Origin of the sequence: Streptomyces sp. NPDC048506 (genome assembly GCF_040651315.1) — a bacterium.
Taxonomy (GTDB): Bacteria; Actinomycetota; Actinomycetes; order Streptomycetales; family Streptomycetaceae; genus Streptomyces.
The window spans coordinates 41,129-60,782 of record NZ_JBEZIX010000010.1; the positions used below are offsets into that span (position 1 = coordinate 41,129).

Sequence of the window (19,654 nt, forward strand, 5' to 3'; positions counted from 1 at the left end):
CAGTGGCACGCACCGAGTACTTCGCGGACCCCAACGCACCGAAGCCGAACAGTCTGGTGGTCGCCGCGTCGGCCGTCGTTACGGATAACAGGGGACGCATTCTGCTTCAGCGGCGAACGGACAACGGCCTGTGGGCGCTGCCTGGTGGCGGAATGGAAATGACAGAGTCCCTACCGGAAACGGCTGTACGGGAAGTCAAGGAAGAGACCGGGCTGGACGTGGAGATCACGGGCTTGGTCGGCACGTACACGGATCCTCGTCACATCATCGCTTACAGCGACGGTGAGGTGAGGCGACAGTTCAACGTGTGCTTTACCGCGCGTATCGTCGGCGGCTCGCTGGCAATCTCCAAAGAGTCTTCGGAACTTCGATTCGTAGCCCCGAGTGAGATCGGCGCGCTGCCCATACACCACACTCAGCTGCTACGGATCCAGCACTTCCTGGCGCATCGCCCCACCCCCTACGTGGGATAGCTGCCGAACGACGAAGAGCAGGAACCCCTTCCTGGTGGCCGCTGCCGCTCGTAGCCGTGGGTGGGCGGTGAGCGGGGGTGCCCTGCCTACACCCCCGCCCCCGGCCCCGGCCCCGGCCCCGGCCCCGGCCCCGGCGGCAACGCCCTGATCAGCGCCTCCAGGACGCCGTTGAAGGAGTGGTCCGGTGGGGTGCCGTAGGCGACGACCAGGGCGTCGCGGGTGGGTGGTGGGGCGGCGGGGTCGTGGAAGCGGCTCAGGCCCTCCAGGGCGAGGCCCTGCCAGCGGGCGGCCTCGACGATGGACCGTTCGGTGCCGGGCGGGAGTTCCAGGACGGCGTGTAGTCCGGCCGCGATACCGGAGACGTGGACGTGCGGTGCGCGCTCGGCGAGGGCCGCGACCAGTTGGTCGCGGCGCCGCCGGTAGCGCAGCCGCATCCCGCGCAGATGGCGGTCGTAGCCGCCGGAGGAGATGAACTCGGCGAGGGTGAGCTGCTCCAGCGCGCCGCTCTGCCATTCGCCGGAGCGTTTGACGGCGAAGACCGGGTCGACGAGGCGGTCCGGCAGCACCATCCACGCCAGCCGCAGTGCGGGGGCGAGGCTCTTGCTGGCGGTGCCCAGGTAAACGACGTGGTCGGGGTCCAGGCCCTGGAGGGCGCCGACCGGCTGGCGGTCGTAGCGGAACTCGCCGTCGTAGTCGTCCTCGAAGACATAACCTCCGGTCGCCCGAGCCCAGTTGACGGCGGCAGCCCGTCGGTCGGGGTGCAGCGGGACGCCGGTGGGGAACTGGTGGGCGGGGGTGAGCAGGGCCGCCCGTACGTCGTCGAGGGACACCAACTCCTCGGTGCGGGCGCCGTGTTCGTCGACGACGAGGGGGACGGTGCGCAGCCCGGCGCGGGTGATGACGTCGCGGTGGAAGTCGAGGCCGTACGACTCGGTGGCCAGCCGGCCGGGGCCCAGCACGCGGCAGAGCAGGGCCAGGCCCTGCATGAAGCCGGTGCAGATCACGATCCGTTCGGGGTCGGCGCGGACGCCGCGGGCGCGGGCCAGGTAGTCGGCGAGGACGGTGCGCAGCTCCGGGCGGCCGCCCAGGGGGCTGTAGCCGAAGGCGTCGCTGGGTGCGGCGGTCAGTGCGCGGCGGGCGGCGGCGAGCCAGGCGGTGCGGGGGAAGGCGGAGACGTCCGGGGTGCCCGGGGTGAGGTCGAAGCGCGGCCGGCCGGGGCGGCCGGGCGGGGCGGCGGGCCGGGGCGCGGGCGTGGCGCGCGGCAGCACCCGGCCGGCGACCCGGGTGCCGGAGCCCTGGCGGGCGCTGAGCCAGCCCTCGGCGACGAGTTCGGCGTAGGCGTCGGCGACCGTGTTGCGGGCGATGCCGAGGTCGGCGGCGAGGGAGCGGGAGGACGGCAGACGGGTGCCCGGGGCCAGCCGTCCGGACCGTACCGCGTCCCGCAGGGCGCGCAGCAGGGCGGCCCGCAGCCCACCCGGTCCGGTGAGGTCCAGATGCAGATCGCGCCCGAAAGTGGCCCAGGAATTCTCCATGGAAGTGGACCATACCGCTGTGCCATTGCCGCCGTAGCGTCGTACCCATGACGACCGAGAACACTTCTGGAACGGCGCCGGAGGCAGCGCACCGGCACGGCCCCCGCCTCCGCTGGGCGAAGCTCGCCCCCGACGCCTACAAGGCCATGATCGCGCTGGACGCGGCGGCGCGGCAGGGCCTGGACCCGACGCTGGTCGAGCTGGTCAAGATCCGCGCGTCACAGATCAACCACTGCGCGTTCTGCATCGACATGCACATCACCGACGCCCGCAAGGCCGGCGAGACCGAGGAGCGCATCTACCTCCTCAACGCCTGGGAGGAGGCCGCCTCCTTCTACACCGCCAAGGAGCAGGCCGCTCTCGCCCTCACCGAGGCGATCACCGTCCTGACGGACGGCTTCGTTCCCGACGCGGTCTACGAGCGCGCCGCCGCCCACTTCGAGGACGCCGAACTGGCCCAGCTGATCGCGCTGATCACCACGATCAACGCCTGGAACCGCTTCGGCGTGTCCACCCGCATGGCTCCGGGGCAGGCATGAGCACCGCCGCGCCCCGCCTCCCGCTCTACCGGCTGGCGCCCGGTGTCTACGCCCCCCTGCACGCGCTGACCAAGGCCGCCAAGAAGGACCTCGACCCGACCCTGGTCGAGTTGCTGCTCATCCGCGCCTCCCAGCTCAACCACTGCGCGTTCTGCATCGACATGCACGTCACCGACGCCCGCAAGGCCGGCGAGACCGAGCAGCGGATCGCCCTCCTGGACGCCTGGGAGGAGGCTCCCGAGCTCTACACGGAGAAGGAGCGGGCCGCCCTCGCCCTCGCCGAGGCGGTCACCCTGCTCACCGAGGGCTTCGTCCCGGACGCGGTGTACGAGCACGCCGCCGCCCACTTCGAGGAGGCCGAACTGGCCCGGCTGATCGCGCTGATCACCGCGATCAACTGCTGGAACCGGCTCAACGTGGCGGCCCGCATCCCGGTCGGCGGGCTCTCATGACGGCCGCCGCGCTGCGCGCCCTGCACCACGGCCCGACGCTCCCGCTGGTCCTGCCGGGCCCCTGGGACGCGGCGAGCGCCCGGGTCTACGCGGACGCCGGCTTCCCGGCGCTGGCCACCCCCAGCGCGGGCGTCGCGGCCTCCTTGGGGTACGAGGACGGCAGGACCCCGGCCGACGAGATGTTCGCGGCCGTCGCCCGGATCGTGCAAGCGGTGGACGTCCCGGTCTCGGCGGACGTGGAGGCCGGATACGGGCTGTCCGCACGGGAGTTGGTGGGTCGGCTCGCGGACGCCGGCGCCGTGGGCTGCAACCTGGAGGACACCGACCACGCCACCGGCGCGCTGCGGGACGCCCACGAGCAGGCGGAGTGGCTGGCCCAGGTCCGTGCCGAGGCGGGCGACGCGCTGGTGATCAACGCGCGGATCGACACCTATCTCCGCGGCGTCCAGGACACGGACGAGACGGTACGCCGCGGCCGGCTGTACGCGGCGGCGGGCGCCGACTGCGTCTACCCGTTCGCCGCCCCGCCCGCGCTGCTGGCCGAACTGGCCGGCGCCATCGGCCTTCCGGTCAATGCCGCGGCCCTGCCGAACGGCCCCGGCCCCCGGGAGCTCGGCGCGCTGGGCGCGGCCCGGATCACCTTCGGCCCCGGGCTCCAGCGGCGGGCGATGGCGGGGGTGGCGGAGACGGCACGGGAGCTGCGGGCTGAGCTGTCGGCGGAGCAATCGGCGGAACTGCGGCCGGCGGACTGAGCACTGCCGGAACGGGCGGTGGCCGACCAAGCGGTGGCGGGGCGGACGTACAGGGGTCGCCCGCCCCCTCCCAACGTTTCACCGCTCGTCGGTGCCCGGCACCTTCCCGGTGCTGATGGCGATCCGGTTCCAGGTGTTGATGGTGAAGATCAGCGCCAGCAGCCGGGCCAGTTCGTCCTCCGTGAAGTGCCGCGCCGCCTCCTGGTACACCGCGTCCGGCACGCCCCCCTGTGCCACCAGCGTCACGGCCTCGGTGAGCGCCAGCGCCGCCCGCTCCTGCGCGGTGAAGAAGTGTCCGGCCTCGCTCCAGACGGCGACCATGTGCAGCCGCTCCTCGCTCTCCCCCGCCTTGCGGGCGTCCGTGGTGTGCATGTGCAGGCAGTACGCGCACTTGTTGAGCTGCGAGGACCGGATCTGGACCAGCTCCACCAGGGCCGGGTCCAGGCCTTCCCGGGCGGCGGCGTCGAAGCCGATCAGCGCCTTGAAGGCCTTGGGCGCGGCCTTGGCGAAGTTCACCCGGGGGCTGGGGACCGCAGCCACGTCGGTCGTGCTGTTGGTCGTGTCGTTCGTCGTGTCGTTCGTCATGTCTCGAATCTAGAAGCGCAGGCGACCGACTGTAGGGTGCATTTCCATGCCGGAATCATGGGTCAATCTCGCGGAGAGCCTGGGCGCCGATCTGCACCTGGAGCTGACCGGACACGGCAGCCGCCGCGCCGTCCTGATACGCCGCGTCCTTCCCCCGTACCGCCTGGCTGGCGTCCGCCCGCCGCGCCCTGACCGCCGCCCCGCACGACGCCTTCGCCCCCGGCGACCCCCGCGGCCGTCCCGAACTGCGCCGCGCCCTGACCGACTACCTGGCCCGCACCCGCGGCGTCCGTACCGGCCCCGACCGCATCGTCATCTGCTCCGGCTTCGGCCACGCCCTGCGCCTGCTCTTCCCCGCCGTGCTCCCCGGCCCGCTGGCCGTCGAGTCGTACGGCCTCGCCTTCCACCGCCAGCTCCTGACCGCGGCGGGCATCCACACCGCTCCCCTGCCGCTCGACGAACACGGCGCCCGCACCGCGGAGTTGGCGTCCCTCGACGACGTACGGGCAGCCCTGCTCACCCCGGCCCACCAGTTCCCCACCGGCGTACCGCTGCACCCCGACCGCCGCACCGCCGCGGTCAACTGGGCGCGCACCAGCGGCAGTTACCTCATCGAGGACGACTACGACGGCGAGTTCCGCTACGACCGCAAACCGGTCGGCGCCCTCCAGGGTCTGGACCCCGAGCGCATCATCCACATCGGCTCGGTCAGCAAGAGCCTCTCGCCCGCGGTGCGGCTCGGCTGGATGGTCCTCCCGGCCCGCCTGGTCGACCCCGTCCTGGCCGCCAAGGGCGAACGCGAGGCCTGGGCGAGCGTCACCGACCAGCTCACCCTCGCCGACTTCCTCACCCACGGCTCCTACGACCGCCACGTCCGCCGCATGCGCCAGCGCTACCGCCGACGCCGCGACCGCCTCATCGAAGCGGTGCACGCGCACGCCCCCCATCTGCGCCTGTCCGGCATCGCCGCCGGCCTGCACGCCGTCCTCCAACTCCCGGACGGCGCCACCGCGTCCGACGAACGCACGGCCCTGCGCGCGGCCCGCTGGCAGGGCCTCGCCCTCGACGGGCTGTCCGACTACCGCCATCCGGACGCCACCATGCCGCCCCGGCACGGCCTGGTGGTCGGCTATGCGACACCGACGGAGAGCGCCTTCCCGGCCGCGCTGGAAGCGCTGTGCCGGGCGTTGCCGCCGGCCGCATAGGCGCCGGGAGCCGTCCGCGACCCCGGGAACGCCGTCCGCGACTCCAGCAACCGCGAAGGCCCCCGACTCACCATGGAGCCGAGGGCCTGGGCCGCGTACTGCGCGCTGCGTACTGCGCGTTGCGTGTCGTGTGTCGCCTGTCGCGCGCTCGCTACTGGTTCGCGAACTTCTGGCTGATGGCGTCGAAGACGCGCTGGGCCTCCGGGCCCAGGTGCGGGCCGGCGAGCCAGGTGTGTGCGTTGGAGCTGATGGAGGTGTTGGACACCAGGGTCAGCTTGCCGCCGTGGTTGACGAACCAGCCGCCGCCCGAGGTGCCGCCGGTCATGGTGCAGCCGATGCGGTCCATGGCGGGCGTGCCCTGCTCCATGACAAGGCGGCCCGGCCGGTCCAGGCAGGCCATCATCCGCGCGCCGTCGTACGGCGGGGCGGCCGGGTAGCCGAAGGCCTTCAGGGAGCTTATGCCGTCGGCCGAGGGGGCGTTGAACCAGACCTGGGCGGCGGCGCCCACGGTCTCCTGGAGGGACTTGCCGCTGCCGTTCTCCGGCTTGACGTGCAGCACCGCGAAGTCGTATGCGGAGCCGCCGTTGCCGCTCTCCTCGCTGCCCATGTTGATCCACTCACCGGAGGTGGTGATCCAGTCCGCCCAGAAGCGGCCGTAGGGGGTGATCTGCTGGGAGGGGGTGTTGCCGACCTGGTTCATCGGGACGCCGTTGTCGTTGTACGACGGCACGAAGACGATGTTGCGCATCCAGCCGCCCTGCTTGCCGGAGTGCACGCAGTGGCCGGCGGTCCACACCAGGTTGGACTTGCCCGGGTGCGCCGGGTCCTCGACGATCGTGCCGGAGCAGACCATCGGGCCCTTGGGGCTGTCGAAGAAGATCTTCCCGACCGGGGCCATGTTCTGGTGGTAGGGGCGGGCGACCTGCTCGGCGGTGACCGGGCGCGGCTCGGGGTCCGAGCCGCCGAACCCGCCGCCCGCGCCGGTGGCCTTCACCCCGAGCTCCGGGGCGGCCTTCGCCTTCGCCAGCCGCTCGTTCTTCCAGTGGTCCTTGATGATCGGGTTGGCGAAGTCCTGCGCCTTGCGGGCCCACTCGTCCCAGTTCTGCCAGCCGCCGTCCTTCCACTTCTTCAGGTCGTCGATGCTGGTCGGCACGCCCTTGGGCAACTTGAGGCCCCCGTCGCCCCGACCCTCGCTGTTGGCGGCAGCCGAACTGCCGGGCCCGGCGGCCTTGTCGTCACTGGGGCCGCAGGCGGTGACGGTGACCGCGAGCAGCGCGGTCAGCGCCGCGGCCGCGGCGGTGGAGCGGCGGATGGATGGCATGGAGCGAGTCCCCCTGATACGTGCGGCGCCGGACCTGGGCCGCGCCGTTCCGTTACGTGTCATGCCCCTGGTCGGGCTGCGCTCTACTATGCCGCCCCGCCGGCCCCGCCGGACCGGCGGGGCCGGATGGCCCCGCACCGGGCGGCAGCGGGTGCGGGGCCGGTTGCCACCCGCTCTCCCCCCACAGGAGGCAGGCGGCGGTTCGGGGGCTTGGGAAGCTGCCCGACACCCGGAGTGCGGAGAGGCCCAGAACCCTCGGGGGTGGGGTTGGCAACTGCTACGGACTGAGTGTGCTGGAGTGTGTGTTGAGGCGCATAAGTGTGTCCTTTGCCGTAGTGGTGGAGCGCAGTGAGGCGCCGGGTGGGTTGTCCCGGGGGGATTGTCAGTGGCCGCCGGTAGATTTCTGGTGCGGGCCGCGATGGCGAGCGGAGGTGAATGATGCGGCAACAGAAGGCTGACAAGGGACAGTTACGGTCTCTGGCTGCGCCGTTTGTCGCGTTGGGGCCCTCAGGTGTGGCGATTCGCGACCGGCTCAAACATCTGACCGCCCGGGACGAGGACGTTCTTCGTGCGGTCGGCGAGTATGAGGGCCGTCTGGCCTCGCGTGACCTCAAGGCCCGTTGTACGGACGGACTCGATCACTGCGCGGATTCGTGGGCGGTGCGGAAGCGGGAGCTGACGGCGGTGTCGTCGTCGCGGATCGCCGGGGCGATCACCAAGGCCACGCATGATCAGTGGGCGCTCGCCCGCAGGTGCCAGGCCGCCCACCTTCAGAACCTGGAAGCGGGCATCACAACGCTCCGGCGCCGCCTGTCTCTCCCGCTCGGGGAGAAGGGCACGAAGCGGGCTGCGGGCGGCTACCGGTCCAAAGGGGAGTGGTTTCGCAAGTCCCGCCGTCTGGCGATGCTGGAGGCCCGGCGTGCCACTGTGGTCGAGGACTGGCGAACGGGTCGGGTACGTGTGGTGCGCGGCAGCCGCCGACTGCTGAATACCCGGCACCAACTCGAAGCCGCTCAGCTCAGCGAAGCCGAGTGGCGTCGGCGGTGGGAGGCCGAGCGCTGGTTCCTGGCCGCCGACGGCGAGTCGGGGAAGCGGTTCGGCAACGAGACGATCCGCGTCACCCCCGACGGCGAAGTCTCGATCAAGCTGCCCGCGCCACTTGCCCACTTGGCCAATGCCCCACACGGCCGGCACACCCTCGCCGCGAAAGTCGCGTTCGCGCACCGGGGCGGGGAATGGCGGGACCGGATCGAGGGCAATCGGGCGGTGGCCTACCGCATCCACCTGGACGTGGCCCGGGGCCGCTGGTACCTGACCGCCTCCTGGCAGCGCCCTGTCGTGAAGACGGTCCCGCTGGCCGTCGCCCGCGCGAGGGGCATGATCGGCGTGGACACCAACGCCGACCACCTCGCCGCCTACCACCTCGACCCCCACGGCAACCCGATCGGTGACCCGCACCGTTTCTTCTTCGGCCTGTCCGGGAGCGCCGGGCACCGTGACGCGCAGATCCGGCACGCCCTCACCCGCCTCCTGCACTGGGCCCAAGGCTGCGGTGTGGCAGCGATCGGGATCGAGGACCTGGACTTCGCCGCGGAGAAGACCCGCGAGAAACACGGCCGCCGCACAAGGTTCCGGCAGCTGATCTCCGACATGCCCACCGGCAAACTCAAAGCGCGGCTGGCGTCCATGGCCGCCGAGCTGGGCCTGGCCATTGTGGCCGTGGACCCTGCGTACACCTCGATGTGGGGCGATGAGCACTGGCGCAAGCCCCTCACCAGCGGCAAACGAACCATGACTCGCCATGATGCCGCCTCGGTGGCGATTGGCAGGCGCGCCCTTGGGCACCCGATCCGGCGACGGACGGCACCGCCCCGCGACGACCGGAGCGATCGTCGCGGGCATCGGACCGACCAGGCCGAACCGGGCACCCAGGGCCGTGAGGAAACCCGCCCCCGCATCCCCGGACCACGCACACGATGCGTGTCACCGGACCGCGGAGCGAAAGCGGGCGACCAGTGTGCCCAACACCGTTCGGGGCACACGGCTGAGCAGCAGTTCTGGCAACAGGACTCACTCCCGCTCAGTCTTTAGGAACGGTCCTGAGCCTCTCCTGGAGGTTGGCCTGTTACCGGAGGAACTTGATGATCCGTTGCGGTTCGGAGTTCCGCCATTGGATCTTTGTGCATTGTCCGTACGGACATCGACCTCCGGGCCGTTGTCCTTATGACCATCACCCTCAAGAGAATTGGCCACGGATTGGCCACGGATGTCGTTGCGCGCGGCCGGACGAGAGAAAACGCTCCTCGCCCTGGATGGGCGAGGAGCGTTCAGGTATTTCTGCTTTCCCCCGTGGATGGAACGTGGCCGAGCCCCCTCAAAGTCAGCTGAACTCCGGTGGACTGATGTCGTAATGGTGCGCGTAGGCGAAGATCGCGGCTTCGATACGCGTGGTGACCTCGATCTTCGTCATGAGATTGGCGAGGTGCGCCTTGACGGTCCGTTCGGTGATGCCGAGTTGCTGCCCTATCTCCCGGTTCGAGGCCGCCTTCCCGACGAGCATCAGGACCTGGCGTTCCCGAGGGGTGAGATGGGAGATCCTGGAAGGATCCCCCGTTATGGGCGGCGGGCTCGCACGGTGCACAACACGTATGTGTGCGTCCGCCAGTTCCGTCTGGTTGCACGTATCACTCTGAGGCAAAGCAGTTCTACCTTCCCCGTATTCTGCTTATCAGCGCTGCATGGCGCGGTTGCCCCCGATTTCCCCCTGGATGGTGCCGGGTGGGGCTCCGGCCGACGAGCATGGGCGTGCGGTGGTCGTGCGCTGCGGCCCCACGGTCCACCCGGACGCGTGCGGCCCGGGTGAGAGCCCTGTGGTCGCCCGGCGCACCCCTGCACACGGCATGAGCAGTGTCACGGTCAGTAACTGCCCCACAGCGTCAGGTCATGTGGCCGGAAAGAGCACTCACCCGCGATCCTAAAGCTTCGATAAACCGTCGGTATGGTTTTGTGAAGTGGATCTTGTGGCGCCCCTCCGGACTGTCCTCAAGGGCAGCGGCCAAACGGCCAATACCGCCCGCTCGGCCCCGTTCGTACGCTCATTCCCCTCCGGACGTGTTCAGAGCAAGAGGAGAAGCAGTGAGCAACGGTTCCATCCTGCGCCGTATCGGTTCGGCTTCGGTCGCCGGTGCGGCCGCGGTCGCGGTCCTGGCACCCTCGGCCTCGGCGCTCGCCCCGACCGCCGCACCGCGGGCCACGGCAGAGACGCTCGTCGGGAAGCTGACGGTCAAGCAGTACGTCGACTACCTCAAGGCCCAGAAGGGGCCGGCGGCCAAGGCGACCCTCAAGGCCTTCCGCGCACTGCCCAAGGCCAAGCAGCAGAAGTTCGTCGGCCACCTCCAGAACCGGGCGATCTACCAGGCGTTCACCGCGTCGCTGAAGGGCACCACCCGCTTCCCGGTCCAGCGGGTGAAGGTGCCGTACAACGCGGACGTGACGTTCGTCCGTGAGATCCGGGTCGCCAAGACCAAGGGCATCGTCGGGACGGACACCCGGATCGCCTTCACCATGACGGAGCAGATCTTCGGCATCTCCGTCACCAGCGAGCAGGTGTGGGTGAAGTACCGGACGCGCCCCCATGGTTGGGGCGCGAGCAAGCTGCTGGGCGGTGGGGCCTCGGTGTCCAACGTCAACGCGGCGGTGCGGATCGCGGGTGACGGCGTACGGACGCAGCTGGTACGCGGCTCGGCCCACGTGGAGACCACCTGGAAGGCCACCCCGCGCATCGACAGCTTCGGCAAGGGCCTCAACAAGAAGCAGTACCTCTACGCCGGGGTGAACGGCACCTGGGCGTCGGGCCTGCACAACGTCTGACCCGAACGGGCCGGACGGCACCTACTGACGGGCCGGCACCCTGGGGTCCGGATAGCCGGGCCGCCTCTGGCGTGGCCGAGCGACCGGTCCCCCCGATACAGGTACCCCATGACGGAACTCCACGAGCTGTTCCGCCGTGGGGTACCACCTGTCGTCGCAGCGGGAGCACCACCACCGCCAGTTGTCCCAGTTGACGTCGGTGGTGGTGGTGTCCTTCCACAGCGGGGCGCCGCAGTCGGGGCTGGGGCAAATGGGCAAAAGCGTCATAACGGCATGGTGCGGGACCGGTCGCCGTTGCGAGGGGCATTCACCGCCCGCCATCCGATCGAGTGAGTCCGCCGACCAGGGGGCTACTTCTTGGGCAACCACTTCTTCCAGACGTCCGGGTGCTTGGTCACCCAGCGCTTCGCCGCCTCGTCCGCCGACAGGCCGCCCGAGGCGATCGACTCCGAGACCTCGTTCTGGTCGTCCTTGGTCCAGCTGAAGTTCTTCAGCAGCGCCGCGGCGCTGCTACCGCTCTTGGCGAAGTCGGTGTTGAAGTACTTCTGGAGCGGGGTGGTGGGGTACGCGCAGTCGATGGACTGCGGGTCCTTGGTGCCCTTCTCCGCACAGGCGTCGGTGTACTTGGGGAGCTTGACCTCCACCATCGGCACCTGGTTGAAGAGCCACTGCGGCTCGTACCAGTACGTCAGGAAGGGCTTCTTCTCCTTGGCGAACTGCTCGATCTGGGTGATCTGGGCCGCCTCGGAGCCGGCGAAGACCACCTCGTAGTTCAGACCGAGGTTCTTCACCAGCGCCTTGTCGTTGGTGACGTAGGACGGCGAGCCGTCCATCAGCTGGCCCTTGTTGCCGCTCTCCGAGGTCCGCAGCTGGTCGGCGACCTTGTTGAGGTTCTTCCAGTCGGTGACCTCGGGGTGCTGGTCGGCCCAGTACTTGGGGACGTACCAGCCGATGTGGCCGGTGACGCCGTTGCCGCCGCCCGCGGTGATGGTCTTCTTGTCCTTGACGTACCGCTGCTCCTGGTCCGGGTGGCCCCAGTCCTCCAGGATCGCGTCGACCCGGCCCTGGCTGAGGGCGTCCCACGCCGGGATCTCGTCCACCTGCACGGTGTCGACGTGGTAGTCCAGCTCGTGTTCGAGCAGGTACTTCGCGACGGCGACGTTGGCCTGGGCGCCGACCCAGGTCTGGACGGACAGGGTGACGGACTTGGAGCCCTTGGCCGCGGCGAACGGCGAGGACTGCTTGGTCATATCGGCCTTGCCGCAGGCGGACAGGGCCAACGAGAGGGCCACCGTGCCGGCGAGCACGGTCGTGCCGAGAAGGGTTCTGCGCGTACGGGACATGGTCAGGCTCCCTTCCCCGTGGTGCGGCGTTCGGTGGGCTGGGTCACCCGGTCGAGCATCAGGCCCAGGCACACGATCGCCACACCCGCGACCAGGCCGAGCCCCAGGTCGCCGGTGGCGAGGCCGGTGACCACGTCGTAGCCGAGGGCACCGCCGCCGACCAGGCCGCCGATGATGACGACGGCGAGGACCAGGACCACGCCCTGGTTGACGGCGAGCAGCAGCGCCGGCCGGGCGAGCGGAAGCTGCACCTGGCGCAGCATCTGCCAACGGGTGGCACCCAGCGAACGGGCCGACTCCATCGCCGCCGGGTCCACCTGGCGCAGGCCCTGGGTGGTGATGCGGATGACGGCCGGCAGGGCGTAGACGACCGCCGCGGCGGCGGCCGGGGCACGGCCCACGGCGAAGAGGGCGACGACCGGGATCAGGTAGACGAACTGCGGCATGGTCTGCATGACGTCGAGGACCGGACGCAGGATCGCCTCCAGCCGCTTGCTGCCCGCGGTGAGGACGCCGATGCCGAAGCCCAGCACCAGCGTCACCACCAGGGCGGCGAGCACCTGGGACAGGGTGTTCATGGACGGCTTCCAGACGCCCAGCACCCCGATGGCGGCCATCGCGAGGACGGCGGTCAGGGCGGTGCGCCAGGTGCCGATGAGCCAGGCCAGGGCGCCGACGAGGAGCAGCGTCAGGTACCAGGGCAGCGCGGTCAGGCCGTCGCGCAGCGGGTTGAGCACCCAGTTGGTGAAGTGCGCGGCCCAGTCGGCGGTGCCGCCGATGACCGGGACGCCGGAGTAGAGGTGGTTGACCATCCACTCCTTGAAGTCGTTGACCGGGCGGGCGATGTCCACGGCCCAGCCGGTCGGCCAGACCAGGGAGCCGGAGAGCCGGCCGACGAGGGCGAACGCGGCGGTGACCACGGCGATTCCGGCCCAGGCCGGCCAGCCGCGCAGCCACTGGGGGCCGGTGGTGGCCGGGTCGGCACCGATCCGTTCGCCGGCCGCGGCGGTGGTGCGGTCCATGACGATGGCCAGCAGCACGATCGGGACGGCGGCGGCGAGCGCGGCGCCGACGTCCACCGAGGCGAGCGCCTGGTAGACCCGGTCGCCGAGGCCGGCGGCGCCGATCATCGAGGCGATCACGACCATGGACAGCGCCATCATGATCGTCTGGTTGACACCGAGCAGCAGTTCCTTGCGGGCCAGCGGGAGCCGGGCGGTCAGCAGCCGCTGCCGGCCGGTGGCGCCCAGCGAGGAGACGGCCTCCAGCACCCCGGCGTCCGCGCCGCGCAGACCGAGCGCGGTCAGCCGCGCCATCGGCGGCGCCGCGTAGATCACGGTGGCCAGCAGCGCGGCCGGTACGCCGATGCCGAAGACCAGCACGACCGGCAGGAGGTAGGCGAACGCCGGCAGGACCTGCATGGTGTCCAGGACCGGGCGCAGCAGGCGGAAGAGCCGGTCCGACAGTCCCGCGGCGAGGCCCAGCAGGACGCCGACGAGCACCGAGACGGCGACCGCCACGACCATCAGCGCCAGCGTCTGCATGGTCGGGACCCACATCCCCAGCAGGCCGCTGACCACGAAGGAGACCAGCGCCGTCGCGGCGATCCGCAGACCGGCCACCCGCCAGGCGATCAGCGTCAGGCCGGCCGTCACACCGGTCCAGCCGAGCGCGAGCAGCAGCAGGTAGACCGCGCGCACGGAGATGACCACGGCGTTGGAGAAGTGGCCCAGGAAGTAGACGAACAGCCAGTGGCTGTCGCGGTTGTCGATGATCCAGTCGCTGGTCCGGCCGAGCGGCCCGGACACGTCGACGGTCAGGTCCGACGGCCACGGGGCGCCGGGCCACTTGGCGTGCACGATCGGGACCAGGACCGCTGCGGCGACGACGAGCAGCAGCAGCTTGGCCAGGCCGCGGTGGCCCAGCAGGGCCTGGGCCGGGCCGACCTTGGGGGTGTCGGCGCCGAGGCCGCGCCGGGCGGCCGGGGGTGCGGATGCGGTACTCATGCCGACACCTCGCTTCGCGAGGCCTCGCATGCGCACGGCACGCACCTGTCGATGATTCGCTCGCTCCGCTCGCTCATGCGCGCCCCCGCTTCACGGTGCCGACCGGGACGTTCAGGGCGGCGGCGCGCTGGGCCTCGCGCCACTGGCGCAGCAGCGCGGCACGCAGCCGGGACCGCGGCGAGGCCGCGGGAGCTCTGGAGCCGGCGGCGCGCAGCGCGCCGCCGTGGGGGGTCACGGCGTACATCAGGCGGCCACCTCACCGTGCTGCGGGCGGTCGATCCGGGCCACCACGTCGAGCAGGCAGGCGTGGTCGACGATGCCCAGGCAGCGGCCGTCCTCGACCACGCGGGCGGCGCCGCCGGAGCGGGCGACCGCCTCGATGGCGTCGGAGATCAGGGTGTCGGCGGCCAGCGCCGGGCCCTGGTCGGTCTCGCCGTCCTCGGCGGGGCGCATCGCGCGGCGGACGGTCAGCACCTGCTCGCGCGGTACGTCACGGACGAAGTCGCGGACGTAGTCGTCGGCGGGGGACCCGACGATCTCCTCCGGGGTGCCGAGCTGGACGATCTCGCCGTCGCGCATCAGCGCGATCCGGTCGCCGACCCGGAGCGCCTCGGCGAGGTCATGGGTGATGAAGACCATCGTCCGGCCCTCCTCGCGATGCAGGCGGACGACCTCCTCCTGCATGTCGCGGCGGATCAGCGGGTCGAGCGCGCTGAACGGCTCGTCGAACAGCAGGACCTCGGGGTCCACGGCGAGCGCCCGGGCCAGGCCCACGCGCTGCTGCTGACCGCCGGAGAGCTGCCCGGGGCGGCGCTTCTCCAGCCCGGCCAGGCCCACCTTGTCGACCATCTCGGTGGCCTTCTCGCGGCGCTCCGTCTTGCCGACGCCCTGGATCTCCAGGCCGTAGGCGACGTTGTCGACTACGGTGCGGTGCGGCAGCAGGCCGAAGTGCTGGAAGACCATGGCGGCGCGGCGGCGGCGCAGTTCGCGCAGGGTGGCCTTGTCCATGGCGCGCACGTCCTCGCCGTCCATCTCCAGGTCCCCGCTGGTCGGTTCGATCAGCCGGGTCAGGCACCGGACGAGGGTGGACTTGCCGGAGCCGGACAGGCCCATCACGACGAAGACCTCGCCCTTGTGGACGTCGAAGGAGACGTCGCGGACGGCGGCGGTGCAGCCGGTCCGCTCCCGCAGCTCCTGGGCGCTCAGCTCGGCGACCGAGGTGTCGTCGGGGATCTTGTCGGCCTTGGGGCCGAAGACCTTCCAGAGGTGGCGGACGGAGAAGACGACCTCGCGGCCGTCGTCCGACGCGTCGGTGGTGTTGCGCGGGTTGGGTATCTCGGATGCGGCGGCGGAGGTGGTAGCCATCACGCATCACCTCCCTCGATAGGGGTCTTCTGGAGCAGTTCGGCGCACTTCTCCCCCACCATCAGCACGCCCAGCATGGGGTTGACCGCCGGCATCGTCGGGAAGACGGAGGCGTCGGCGATACGGATGCCGTCCAGTCCCCGGATCTTCAACTCCGGGTCCACGACGGCGAGTCGGTCGGTGGCGGCACCCATCTTGCAGGTGCCGGCCGGGTGGTAGACGGTGTGCGCGGCCTTGCGCACCAGCTCGCCGATCTCGGCGTCGTCGGTGACGTCCGGGCCGGGGAAGACCTCGCGCTTGAGCCACTTCTTGAACGGCTCGGCCTGGGCGACCCTGCGGGCCAGCTTGATGCCGTCGACGAGGGTGTCGCCGTCGTAGTCGACCCCGTTCTCGTCGTACGCGAAGTACTTGAAGTCCAGGGCGGGCTTGACCTCGGGGTCGGCGGAGGTGAGGTAGAGCCGGCCGCGGGAGCGGGACTTGGGGATGTTCGGGGTCATCGACACGCCGTGCTCGGGGCGCTGGTAGCCCAGGCGCTCCGGGTTGTCGGTGAACGGGATCTGGTAGAAGTGGAACATCAGGTCGGGGCCCTTGTGCTCCGGGTCCCGCTTGACGAACAGGCCCGCGTCGGAGTCCATCGCGGAGTTGCCCGGGATCGGCCCGTTGGTCTCCCAGACGATGACCGACTCCGGGTGGTCGATGAGGTTCTCGCCGACGCCCGGCAGGTCGTGCACGACGGGGATGCCCAGCGCCTCCAGGTCCGCCTTCGGGCCGATGCCGGAGTGCATCAGCAGCCGCGGGGTGTCGACCGCACCGGCGCAGACCAGCACTTCGCGGGCCGCCTCGACGAGGATCTCCTCGCCGTCCTTGGTGCGGACGTGCACACCGCGCGCCCGGCTGCCGTCCAGCTCCAGCTTGTGGGCCCAGGTCTCCAGCATCAGCGTGAGGTTGGGGCGGTCACCGGCCTCGATGTGCGGGTGCAGATAGGCGACCGAGGCCGAGGACCGCTTGTTGTTCTCCGGGTGGTAGGAGAGGTCGAAGAAGCCGACGCCCTCCTCGAACGGCCGGTCGTTGAAGCCGACGACCTCGGGCACGCCGAGGGCGGTCCTGGTCGCCTCGATCCAGTCGGTCGCGATCTGGTTCTGGTCCTTCCTGGCCACCCGCACGATGTTGTTGCGCAGCTTGCCGAAGTAGGGGTCCATCTCCTTCGCGCCCCAGCCGGTCGCGCCCGCCGCCTCCCACTCGTCCCAGTCGGACGGCAGCGGCTTGAAGGAGATCAGGGTGTTGTGGGAGGAGCAGCCGCCGAGGACCTTGGCGCGGCTGTGCAGGATGTGCGAGTTGCCGCGCGGCTGCTCGGTGGTCGTGTACTCGTAGTCCAGTTCGCCGCCGAGCAGGCCGAGCCACTTGCGCAGCGTGAGCACGTCCTCGCGGTCGATGTCGGAGGGGCCGCCCTCGATGACGGCGACCGTGGTGTCCGGGTCCTCGACGAGGCGCGAGGCGATGACCGATCCGGCGGTGCCACCACCGACGATGACGTAGTCGTACACGGGCATTGGGGGTACTCCTTACTGCGAAGTGCGCGTGGTCCTGAGGGTGTTGCTTCGTCCCGGGCGGTCAGCCCGCGAACCAGCGCACCGGCTCCGGCCGGAGGTTCTCGTAGACGTGCTTGCTCTCGCGGTACTCGTCCAGGCCCGAGGGGCCCAGTTCCCGGCCGATGCCGGACTTGCCGAAGCCGCCCCACTCCGCCTGCGGCAGGTAGGGGTGGTAGTCGTTGATCCATACGGTGCCGTGCCGCAGCCGCGCGGCGACCCGGCGGGCGCGCGCGGTGTCGGCGGAGAAGACCGCCCCGGCCAGGCCGTACTCGGTGTCGTTGGCGAGCGCGACGGCCTCGTCCTCGGTGCGGAAGGTCTCCACGGTCAGGATCGGCCCGAAGGTCTCCTCCCGCACCACCGTCATCTCGCGGTGGCAGCCGTCGAGCACGGTCGGCGCGTAGAAGTAGCCGCCGGCGGGACGCACCTCGTTCGGCTCGGGCCGCTTGCCGCCGGCCCGCAGCTGCGCCCCCTCCGCCAGCGCGGAGGCCACATACGCCTCGACCTTCTCCAACTGCTGCTGGGAGACCAGCGGCCCGCACTCGACGCCCTTCTCGGTGCCCCGGCCGAGCTTGATCTTCTCGGCGCGGCGGGCGAGTTCGGCGACGAAGCGGTCGCGCACCGACTCCTCGACGATCAGTCGGGCGCCGGCCGAGCAGACCTGCCCGCTGTGGATGAACGCCGCGTTCAGCGCCTGGTCGACGGCGGTGTCGAAGCCCTCGTCGGTGACGCAGGCGTCGGCGAACACCACGTTGGGGTTCTTCCCGCCCAGCTCCAGCGCGATCTTCTTGGCACCGGCGACGGCCGCGGCGCCCGCCTTGGTGCCGCTGACCAGACCGCCCGTGAAGGAGAAGAGGTCCACGTCGGGGTGCTCGGCCAGCCGCTGGCCCACCGGGACGCCGGCGCCGGTGACGATGTTGCCGACCCCGGCCGGCAGGCCCGCCTCGACCAGCAGCTTGATCAGGTGCACGGTCGACAGCGGGGTGACCTCGCTGGGCTTGATCACAAAGGTGTTGCCGGCCGCGAGGGCCGGCGCGATCTTCCAACTGGCCTGGAGCAGCGGGTAGTTCCACGGCGTGATCAGCGCACAGACGCCGACCGGCTCGTGCACGACGACGCTGTGCACGTCCGGCGAGCCGGCGTCGACGACCCGTCCCCCGCTCTCGTTCATCACCACGTCGGCGAAGTACCGGAAGGCGTTGGTGACGTCGTCGACGTCGACCCGGCCCTCCTCCAGCGTCTTGCCAGTGTCCCGGCTCTCGATGAGCGCGATCTCCTCGCGGTCGCGCTGGAGCAGGTCGGCGACCCGGCGCAGCAGCGCGGAGCGCTCGGCGACGGGCGTCCGGGGCCAGGCGCCGGCACCGTTGTCGAAGGCCCGGCGGGCCGCCTCGACCGCCGCGTCGGCGTCCTCGGCACCGCCCTCGGCCACCACCTGGAGCGTCGTCGCGTCGGCGGGGTCGAGCACCTGCCGTGTGGCGCCGGACGCGGCGGCGCGCCACGTCCCGTCTACGTGAATGGTCTCGCTTGCCGACACGATTCTTCTGCCTTCCGCTTACCGAGGTGTTCCGACTGGTGCAACCACTGGCGTCACCAGCAACGGGGACCCCTCCCCGGAAGCGCCTTACCTATGCCCAAACATTCAGGGAAAGTGAGCCGACTCACTCAATGTGCAGACGAATGTCCCAGAACGTACCCTGAATAGCCTTATGCCCATGTGGCACCGGCAAACGATGCTGTGTGCCCCCGCGTCCCGCCCCTCGTACACCCCCTCCGCATCGGAGGTGCCGAGATGACCAGCAGACGCCGCGCCGTCACCGCCACCGCCGTCCTCGGCTGTGCCGCCCTGATCGCCGGGGCCGCCTGCACGGGCCTCGCGGCGGCGGCCGACGACCCCGACGGCGAGGGCGATCTCGCGGGCAAGTCGGCCCAGCAGATCTCCGACGCCGCACTCCACGAACTCGTCGCCGCGAAGTCCCTGCGCCTGCGCACCCAGACCTCCACCGACCCCACCAGGCTCGACCTCACCCTCGACCGGGCCGGCAACTGCGCCGGCGCCGTCAGCAAGGGCCAACTCGGCCGCGTGGAGATCATCAAGCACGGCGACCAGGTCTGGATGAAGCCCGACGCGGCCTTCTGGAAGAGCCAGCTGCCCGGCCCCGCGGGCGCCGAGGCGGCCGCGAAGTACCGGGACACCTTCCTGCACGGCACCACCCGTGACGACTTCCTCCAGAGCCTGTCCGAGGCCTGCGACCTCACCGCCTTCCAGAAGTCGGCCGCCGGCCCCGAGGAGCCCTCCTCCGGCACCCCGACCCCGTCCGCCCCCAAGCCCACCCTCTCCAAGGGCAAACCCACGGTCCACGAAGGCACCCCCGTGCTCCCCGTCGTGAAGAAGGTCGACGGCGTCGTCCAGACCCTCTACGTCGCCATCAAGGGCAAGCACTACCCCCTCAAGCTCACCGCCGAGGCCGACCACGAGACCGGCACCATCCTGCTGAGCAACTACGGCACCCCCGTTCCCACCAAAACCCCCGCCCCGGGCGATACCGTCGACATATCGACGCTGGAGGAGCTGCTCCAGGGGACGCAGAGCACGTGAGCGGTCCGCGGGCAACGCGTGTAGCGGCA

General features: G+C 70.8%; 18 protein-coding genes and 1 pseudogene. 9 read left to right on the forward strand and 10 right to left on the reverse strand.

Annotation, left to right across the window (positions count from 1 at the left end):
• Positions 1-2: 2 nt before the first annotated feature.
• Complete coding sequence (locus tag AB0C96_RS10285) at positions 3-473, forward strand: NUDIX domain-containing protein (protein ID WP_362915677.1); 471 nt, start codon at positions 3-5, stop codon at positions 471-473.
• 86 nt (positions 474-559) lie between these two features.
• On the opposite strand, the gene AB0C96_RS10290 is transcribed toward AB0C96_RS10285, so the two are convergent.
• On the reverse strand, positions 560-2,005 hold the full coding sequence (locus AB0C96_RS10290) for a PLP-dependent aminotransferase family protein (RefSeq protein ID WP_362915679.1): 1,446 nt from the start codon (positions 2,003-2,005) through the stop codon (positions 560-562).
• A gap of 47 nt (positions 2,006-2,052) precedes the next feature.
• Here AB0C96_RS10290 and AB0C96_RS10295 point away from each other — a divergent pair, with 47 nt between their 5' ends.
• Genes AB0C96_RS10295 through AB0C96_RS10305 form a run of 3 tightly spaced genes read left to right on the forward strand, consistent with a single transcriptional unit; the run spans position 2,053 to position 3,748 of the window.
• Complete coding sequence (locus tag AB0C96_RS10295) at positions 2,053-2,544, forward strand: carboxymuconolactone decarboxylase family protein (protein ID WP_362915681.1); 492 nt, start codon at positions 2,053-2,055, stop codon at positions 2,542-2,544.
• The gene (locus tag AB0C96_RS10300; protein WP_362915683.1) at positions 2,541-2,996 is read left to right on the forward strand and encodes a carboxymuconolactone decarboxylase family protein; all 456 of its coding nucleotides are present in this window, start codon (positions 2,541-2,543) and stop codon (positions 2,994-2,996) included. The genes AB0C96_RS10295 and AB0C96_RS10300 overlap by 4 nt, the downstream gene beginning before the upstream one ends.
• Positions 2,993-3,748: an isocitrate lyase/phosphoenolpyruvate mutase family protein gene (locus AB0C96_RS10305; protein WP_362915685.1), complete on the forward strand. Its 756-nt coding sequence runs from the start codon at positions 2,993-2,995 to the stop codon at positions 3,746-3,748. Before AB0C96_RS10300 ends, AB0C96_RS10305 begins: the two co-directional genes overlap by 4 nt.
• A gap of 78 nt (positions 3,749-3,826) precedes the next feature.
• Here AB0C96_RS10305 and AB0C96_RS10310 read toward each other — a convergent pair whose 3' ends face one another.
• Complete coding sequence (locus tag AB0C96_RS10310) at positions 3,827-4,333, reverse strand: carboxymuconolactone decarboxylase family protein (RefSeq protein ID WP_362915687.1); 507 nt, start codon at positions 4,331-4,333, stop codon at positions 3,827-3,829.
• Between the two features lie 188 nt (positions 4,334-4,521).
• Here AB0C96_RS10310 and AB0C96_RS10315 point away from each other — a divergent pair, with 188 nt between their 5' ends.
• Entirely contained in the window at positions 4,522-5,538 is a 1,017-nt protein-coding gene (locus AB0C96_RS10315) for a PLP-dependent aminotransferase family protein (RefSeq protein WP_362915895.1), read from the forward strand.
• A gap of 33 nt (positions 5,539-5,571) precedes the next feature.
• Positions 5,572-5,715 (forward strand): annotated as a pseudogene (locus tag AB0C96_RS10320) (DUF397 domain-containing protein); the annotation flags it as partial.
• Here the strand turns inward: AB0C96_RS10320 and AB0C96_RS10325 are convergent.
• Positions 5,690-6,859, reverse strand: coding sequence for a hypothetical protein (locus tag AB0C96_RS10325; protein ID WP_362915689.1), 1,170 nt, complete (start codon positions 6,857-6,859; stop codon positions 5,690-5,692). The pseudogene AB0C96_RS10320 and the gene AB0C96_RS10325 overlap by 26 nt on opposite strands.
• Positions 6,860-7,372: 513 nt before the next feature.
• Between AB0C96_RS10325 and AB0C96_RS10330 the strand changes: the two genes are divergently transcribed.
• A complete protein-coding gene (locus tag AB0C96_RS10330) occupies positions 7,373-8,950 on the forward strand; it encodes an IS200/IS605 family accessory protein TnpB-related protein (protein ID WP_362915691.1) in 1,578 nt (525 codons plus the stop codon).
• A gap of 289 nt (positions 8,951-9,239) precedes the next feature.
• Here the strand turns inward: AB0C96_RS10330 and AB0C96_RS10335 are convergent, their stop codons facing one another.
• The gene (locus tag AB0C96_RS10335) at positions 9,240-9,500 is read right to left on the reverse strand and encodes a helix-turn-helix transcriptional regulator (RefSeq protein ID WP_362915693.1); all 261 of its coding nucleotides are present in this window, start codon (positions 9,498-9,500) and stop codon (positions 9,240-9,242) included.
• A 494-nt stretch (positions 9,501-9,994) separates the two neighbouring features.
• Between AB0C96_RS10335 and AB0C96_RS10340 the strand changes: the two genes are divergently transcribed.
• Positions 9,995-10,729, forward strand: coding sequence for a hypothetical protein (locus AB0C96_RS10340; RefSeq protein WP_362915694.1), 735 nt, complete (start codon positions 9,995-9,997; stop codon positions 10,727-10,729).
• Positions 10,730-11,079: 350 nt separating this feature from the next.
• Here the strand turns inward: AB0C96_RS10340 and AB0C96_RS10345 are convergent, their stop codons facing one another.
• From AB0C96_RS10345 to AB0C96_RS10370, 6 genes are all read right to left on the reverse strand, one after another.
• Positions 11,080-12,072 carry an ABC transporter substrate-binding protein gene (locus AB0C96_RS10345; RefSeq protein ID WP_362915696.1) on the reverse strand — a complete coding sequence of 331 codons (993 nt, stop codon included), beginning with the start codon at positions 12,070-12,072 and terminating at the stop codon, positions 11,080-11,082.
• A gap of 2 nt (positions 12,073-12,074) precedes the next feature.
• A complete protein-coding gene (locus AB0C96_RS10350; protein ID WP_362915698.1) occupies positions 12,075-14,078 on the reverse strand; it encodes an ABC transporter permease subunit in 2,004 nt (667 codons plus the stop codon).
• Between the two features lie 73 nt (positions 14,079-14,151).
• Positions 14,152-14,322, reverse strand: coding sequence for a hypothetical protein (locus tag AB0C96_RS10355; RefSeq protein WP_362915700.1), 171 nt, complete (start codon positions 14,320-14,322; stop codon positions 14,152-14,154).
• Positions 14,322-15,443, reverse strand: a complete 1,122-nt coding sequence (locus tag AB0C96_RS10360) for a glycine betaine/L-proline ABC transporter ATP-binding protein (RefSeq protein ID WP_362915702.1) — start codon at positions 15,441-15,443, stop codon at positions 14,322-14,324. The genes AB0C96_RS10355 and AB0C96_RS10360 overlap by 1 nt, the downstream gene beginning before the upstream one ends.
• Entirely contained in the window at positions 15,443-16,993 is a 1,551-nt protein-coding gene (locus tag AB0C96_RS10365) for a GMC oxidoreductase (protein ID WP_362915703.1), read from the reverse strand. Before AB0C96_RS10365 ends, AB0C96_RS10360 begins: the two co-directional genes overlap by 1 nt.
• Positions 16,994-17,054: 61 nt before the next feature.
• Positions 17,055-18,563 carry an aldehyde dehydrogenase family protein gene (locus AB0C96_RS10370; protein ID WP_362915705.1) on the reverse strand — a complete coding sequence of 503 codons (1,509 nt, stop codon included), beginning with the start codon at positions 18,561-18,563 and terminating at the stop codon, positions 17,055-17,057.
• A 255-nt stretch (positions 18,564-18,818) separates the two neighbouring features.
• On the opposite strand from AB0C96_RS10370, the gene AB0C96_RS10375 reads away from it, so the two are divergent.
• Complete coding sequence (locus AB0C96_RS10375) at positions 18,819-19,625, forward strand: hypothetical protein (protein WP_362915707.1); 807 nt, start codon at positions 18,819-18,821, stop codon at positions 19,623-19,625.
• The last annotated feature ends 29 nt before the right edge of the window (positions 19,626-19,654 follow it).

Excerpts from the sequence above, each read along its gene's own strand:
- AB0C96_RS10290 (WP_362915679.1), bottom strand. The coding sequence starts at position 2,005 with ATGGAGAATTCCTGGGCCACTTTCGGGCGCGATCTGCATCTGGACCTC.
- AB0C96_RS10325 (WP_362915689.1), bottom strand. The coding sequence starts at position 6,859 with ATGCCATCCATCCGCCGCTCCACCGCCGCGGCCGCGGCGCTGACCGCG.
- AB0C96_RS10310 (WP_362915687.1), bottom strand. The coding sequence starts at position 4,333 with ATGACGAACGACACGACGAACGACACGACCAACAGCACGACCGACGTG.
- AB0C96_RS10375 (WP_362915707.1), top strand. The coding sequence starts at position 18,819 with ATGACCAGCAGACGCCGCGCCGTCACCGCCACCGCCGTCCTCGGCTGT.
- AB0C96_RS10360 (WP_362915702.1), bottom strand. The coding sequence starts at position 15,443 with ATGGCTACCACCTCCGCCGCCGCATCCGAGATACCCAACCCGCGCAAC.
- AB0C96_RS10355 (WP_362915700.1), bottom strand. The coding sequence starts at position 14,322 with ATGTACGCCGTGACCCCCCACGGCGGCGCGCTGCGCGCCGCCGGCTCC.
- AB0C96_RS10295 (WP_362915681.1), top strand. The coding sequence starts at position 2,053 with ATGACGACCGAGAACACTTCTGGAACGGCGCCGGAGGCAGCGCACCGG.
- AB0C96_RS10305 (WP_362915685.1), top strand. The coding sequence starts at position 2,993 with ATGACGGCCGCCGCGCTGCGCGCCCTGCACCACGGCCCGACGCTCCCG.
- AB0C96_RS10345 (WP_362915696.1), bottom strand. The coding sequence starts at position 12,072 with ATGTCCCGTACGCGCAGAACCCTTCTCGGCACGACCGTGCTCGCCGGC.
- AB0C96_RS10300 (WP_362915683.1), top strand. The coding sequence starts at position 2,541 with ATGAGCACCGCCGCGCCCCGCCTCCCGCTCTACCGGCTGGCGCCCGGT.
- AB0C96_RS10365 (WP_362915703.1), bottom strand. The coding sequence starts at position 16,993 with ATGCCCGTGTACGACTACGTCATCGTCGGTGGTGGCACCGCCGGATCG.
- AB0C96_RS10350 (WP_362915698.1), bottom strand. The coding sequence starts at position 14,078 with ATGAGTACCGCATCCGCACCCCCGGCCGCCCGGCGCGGCCTCGGCGCC.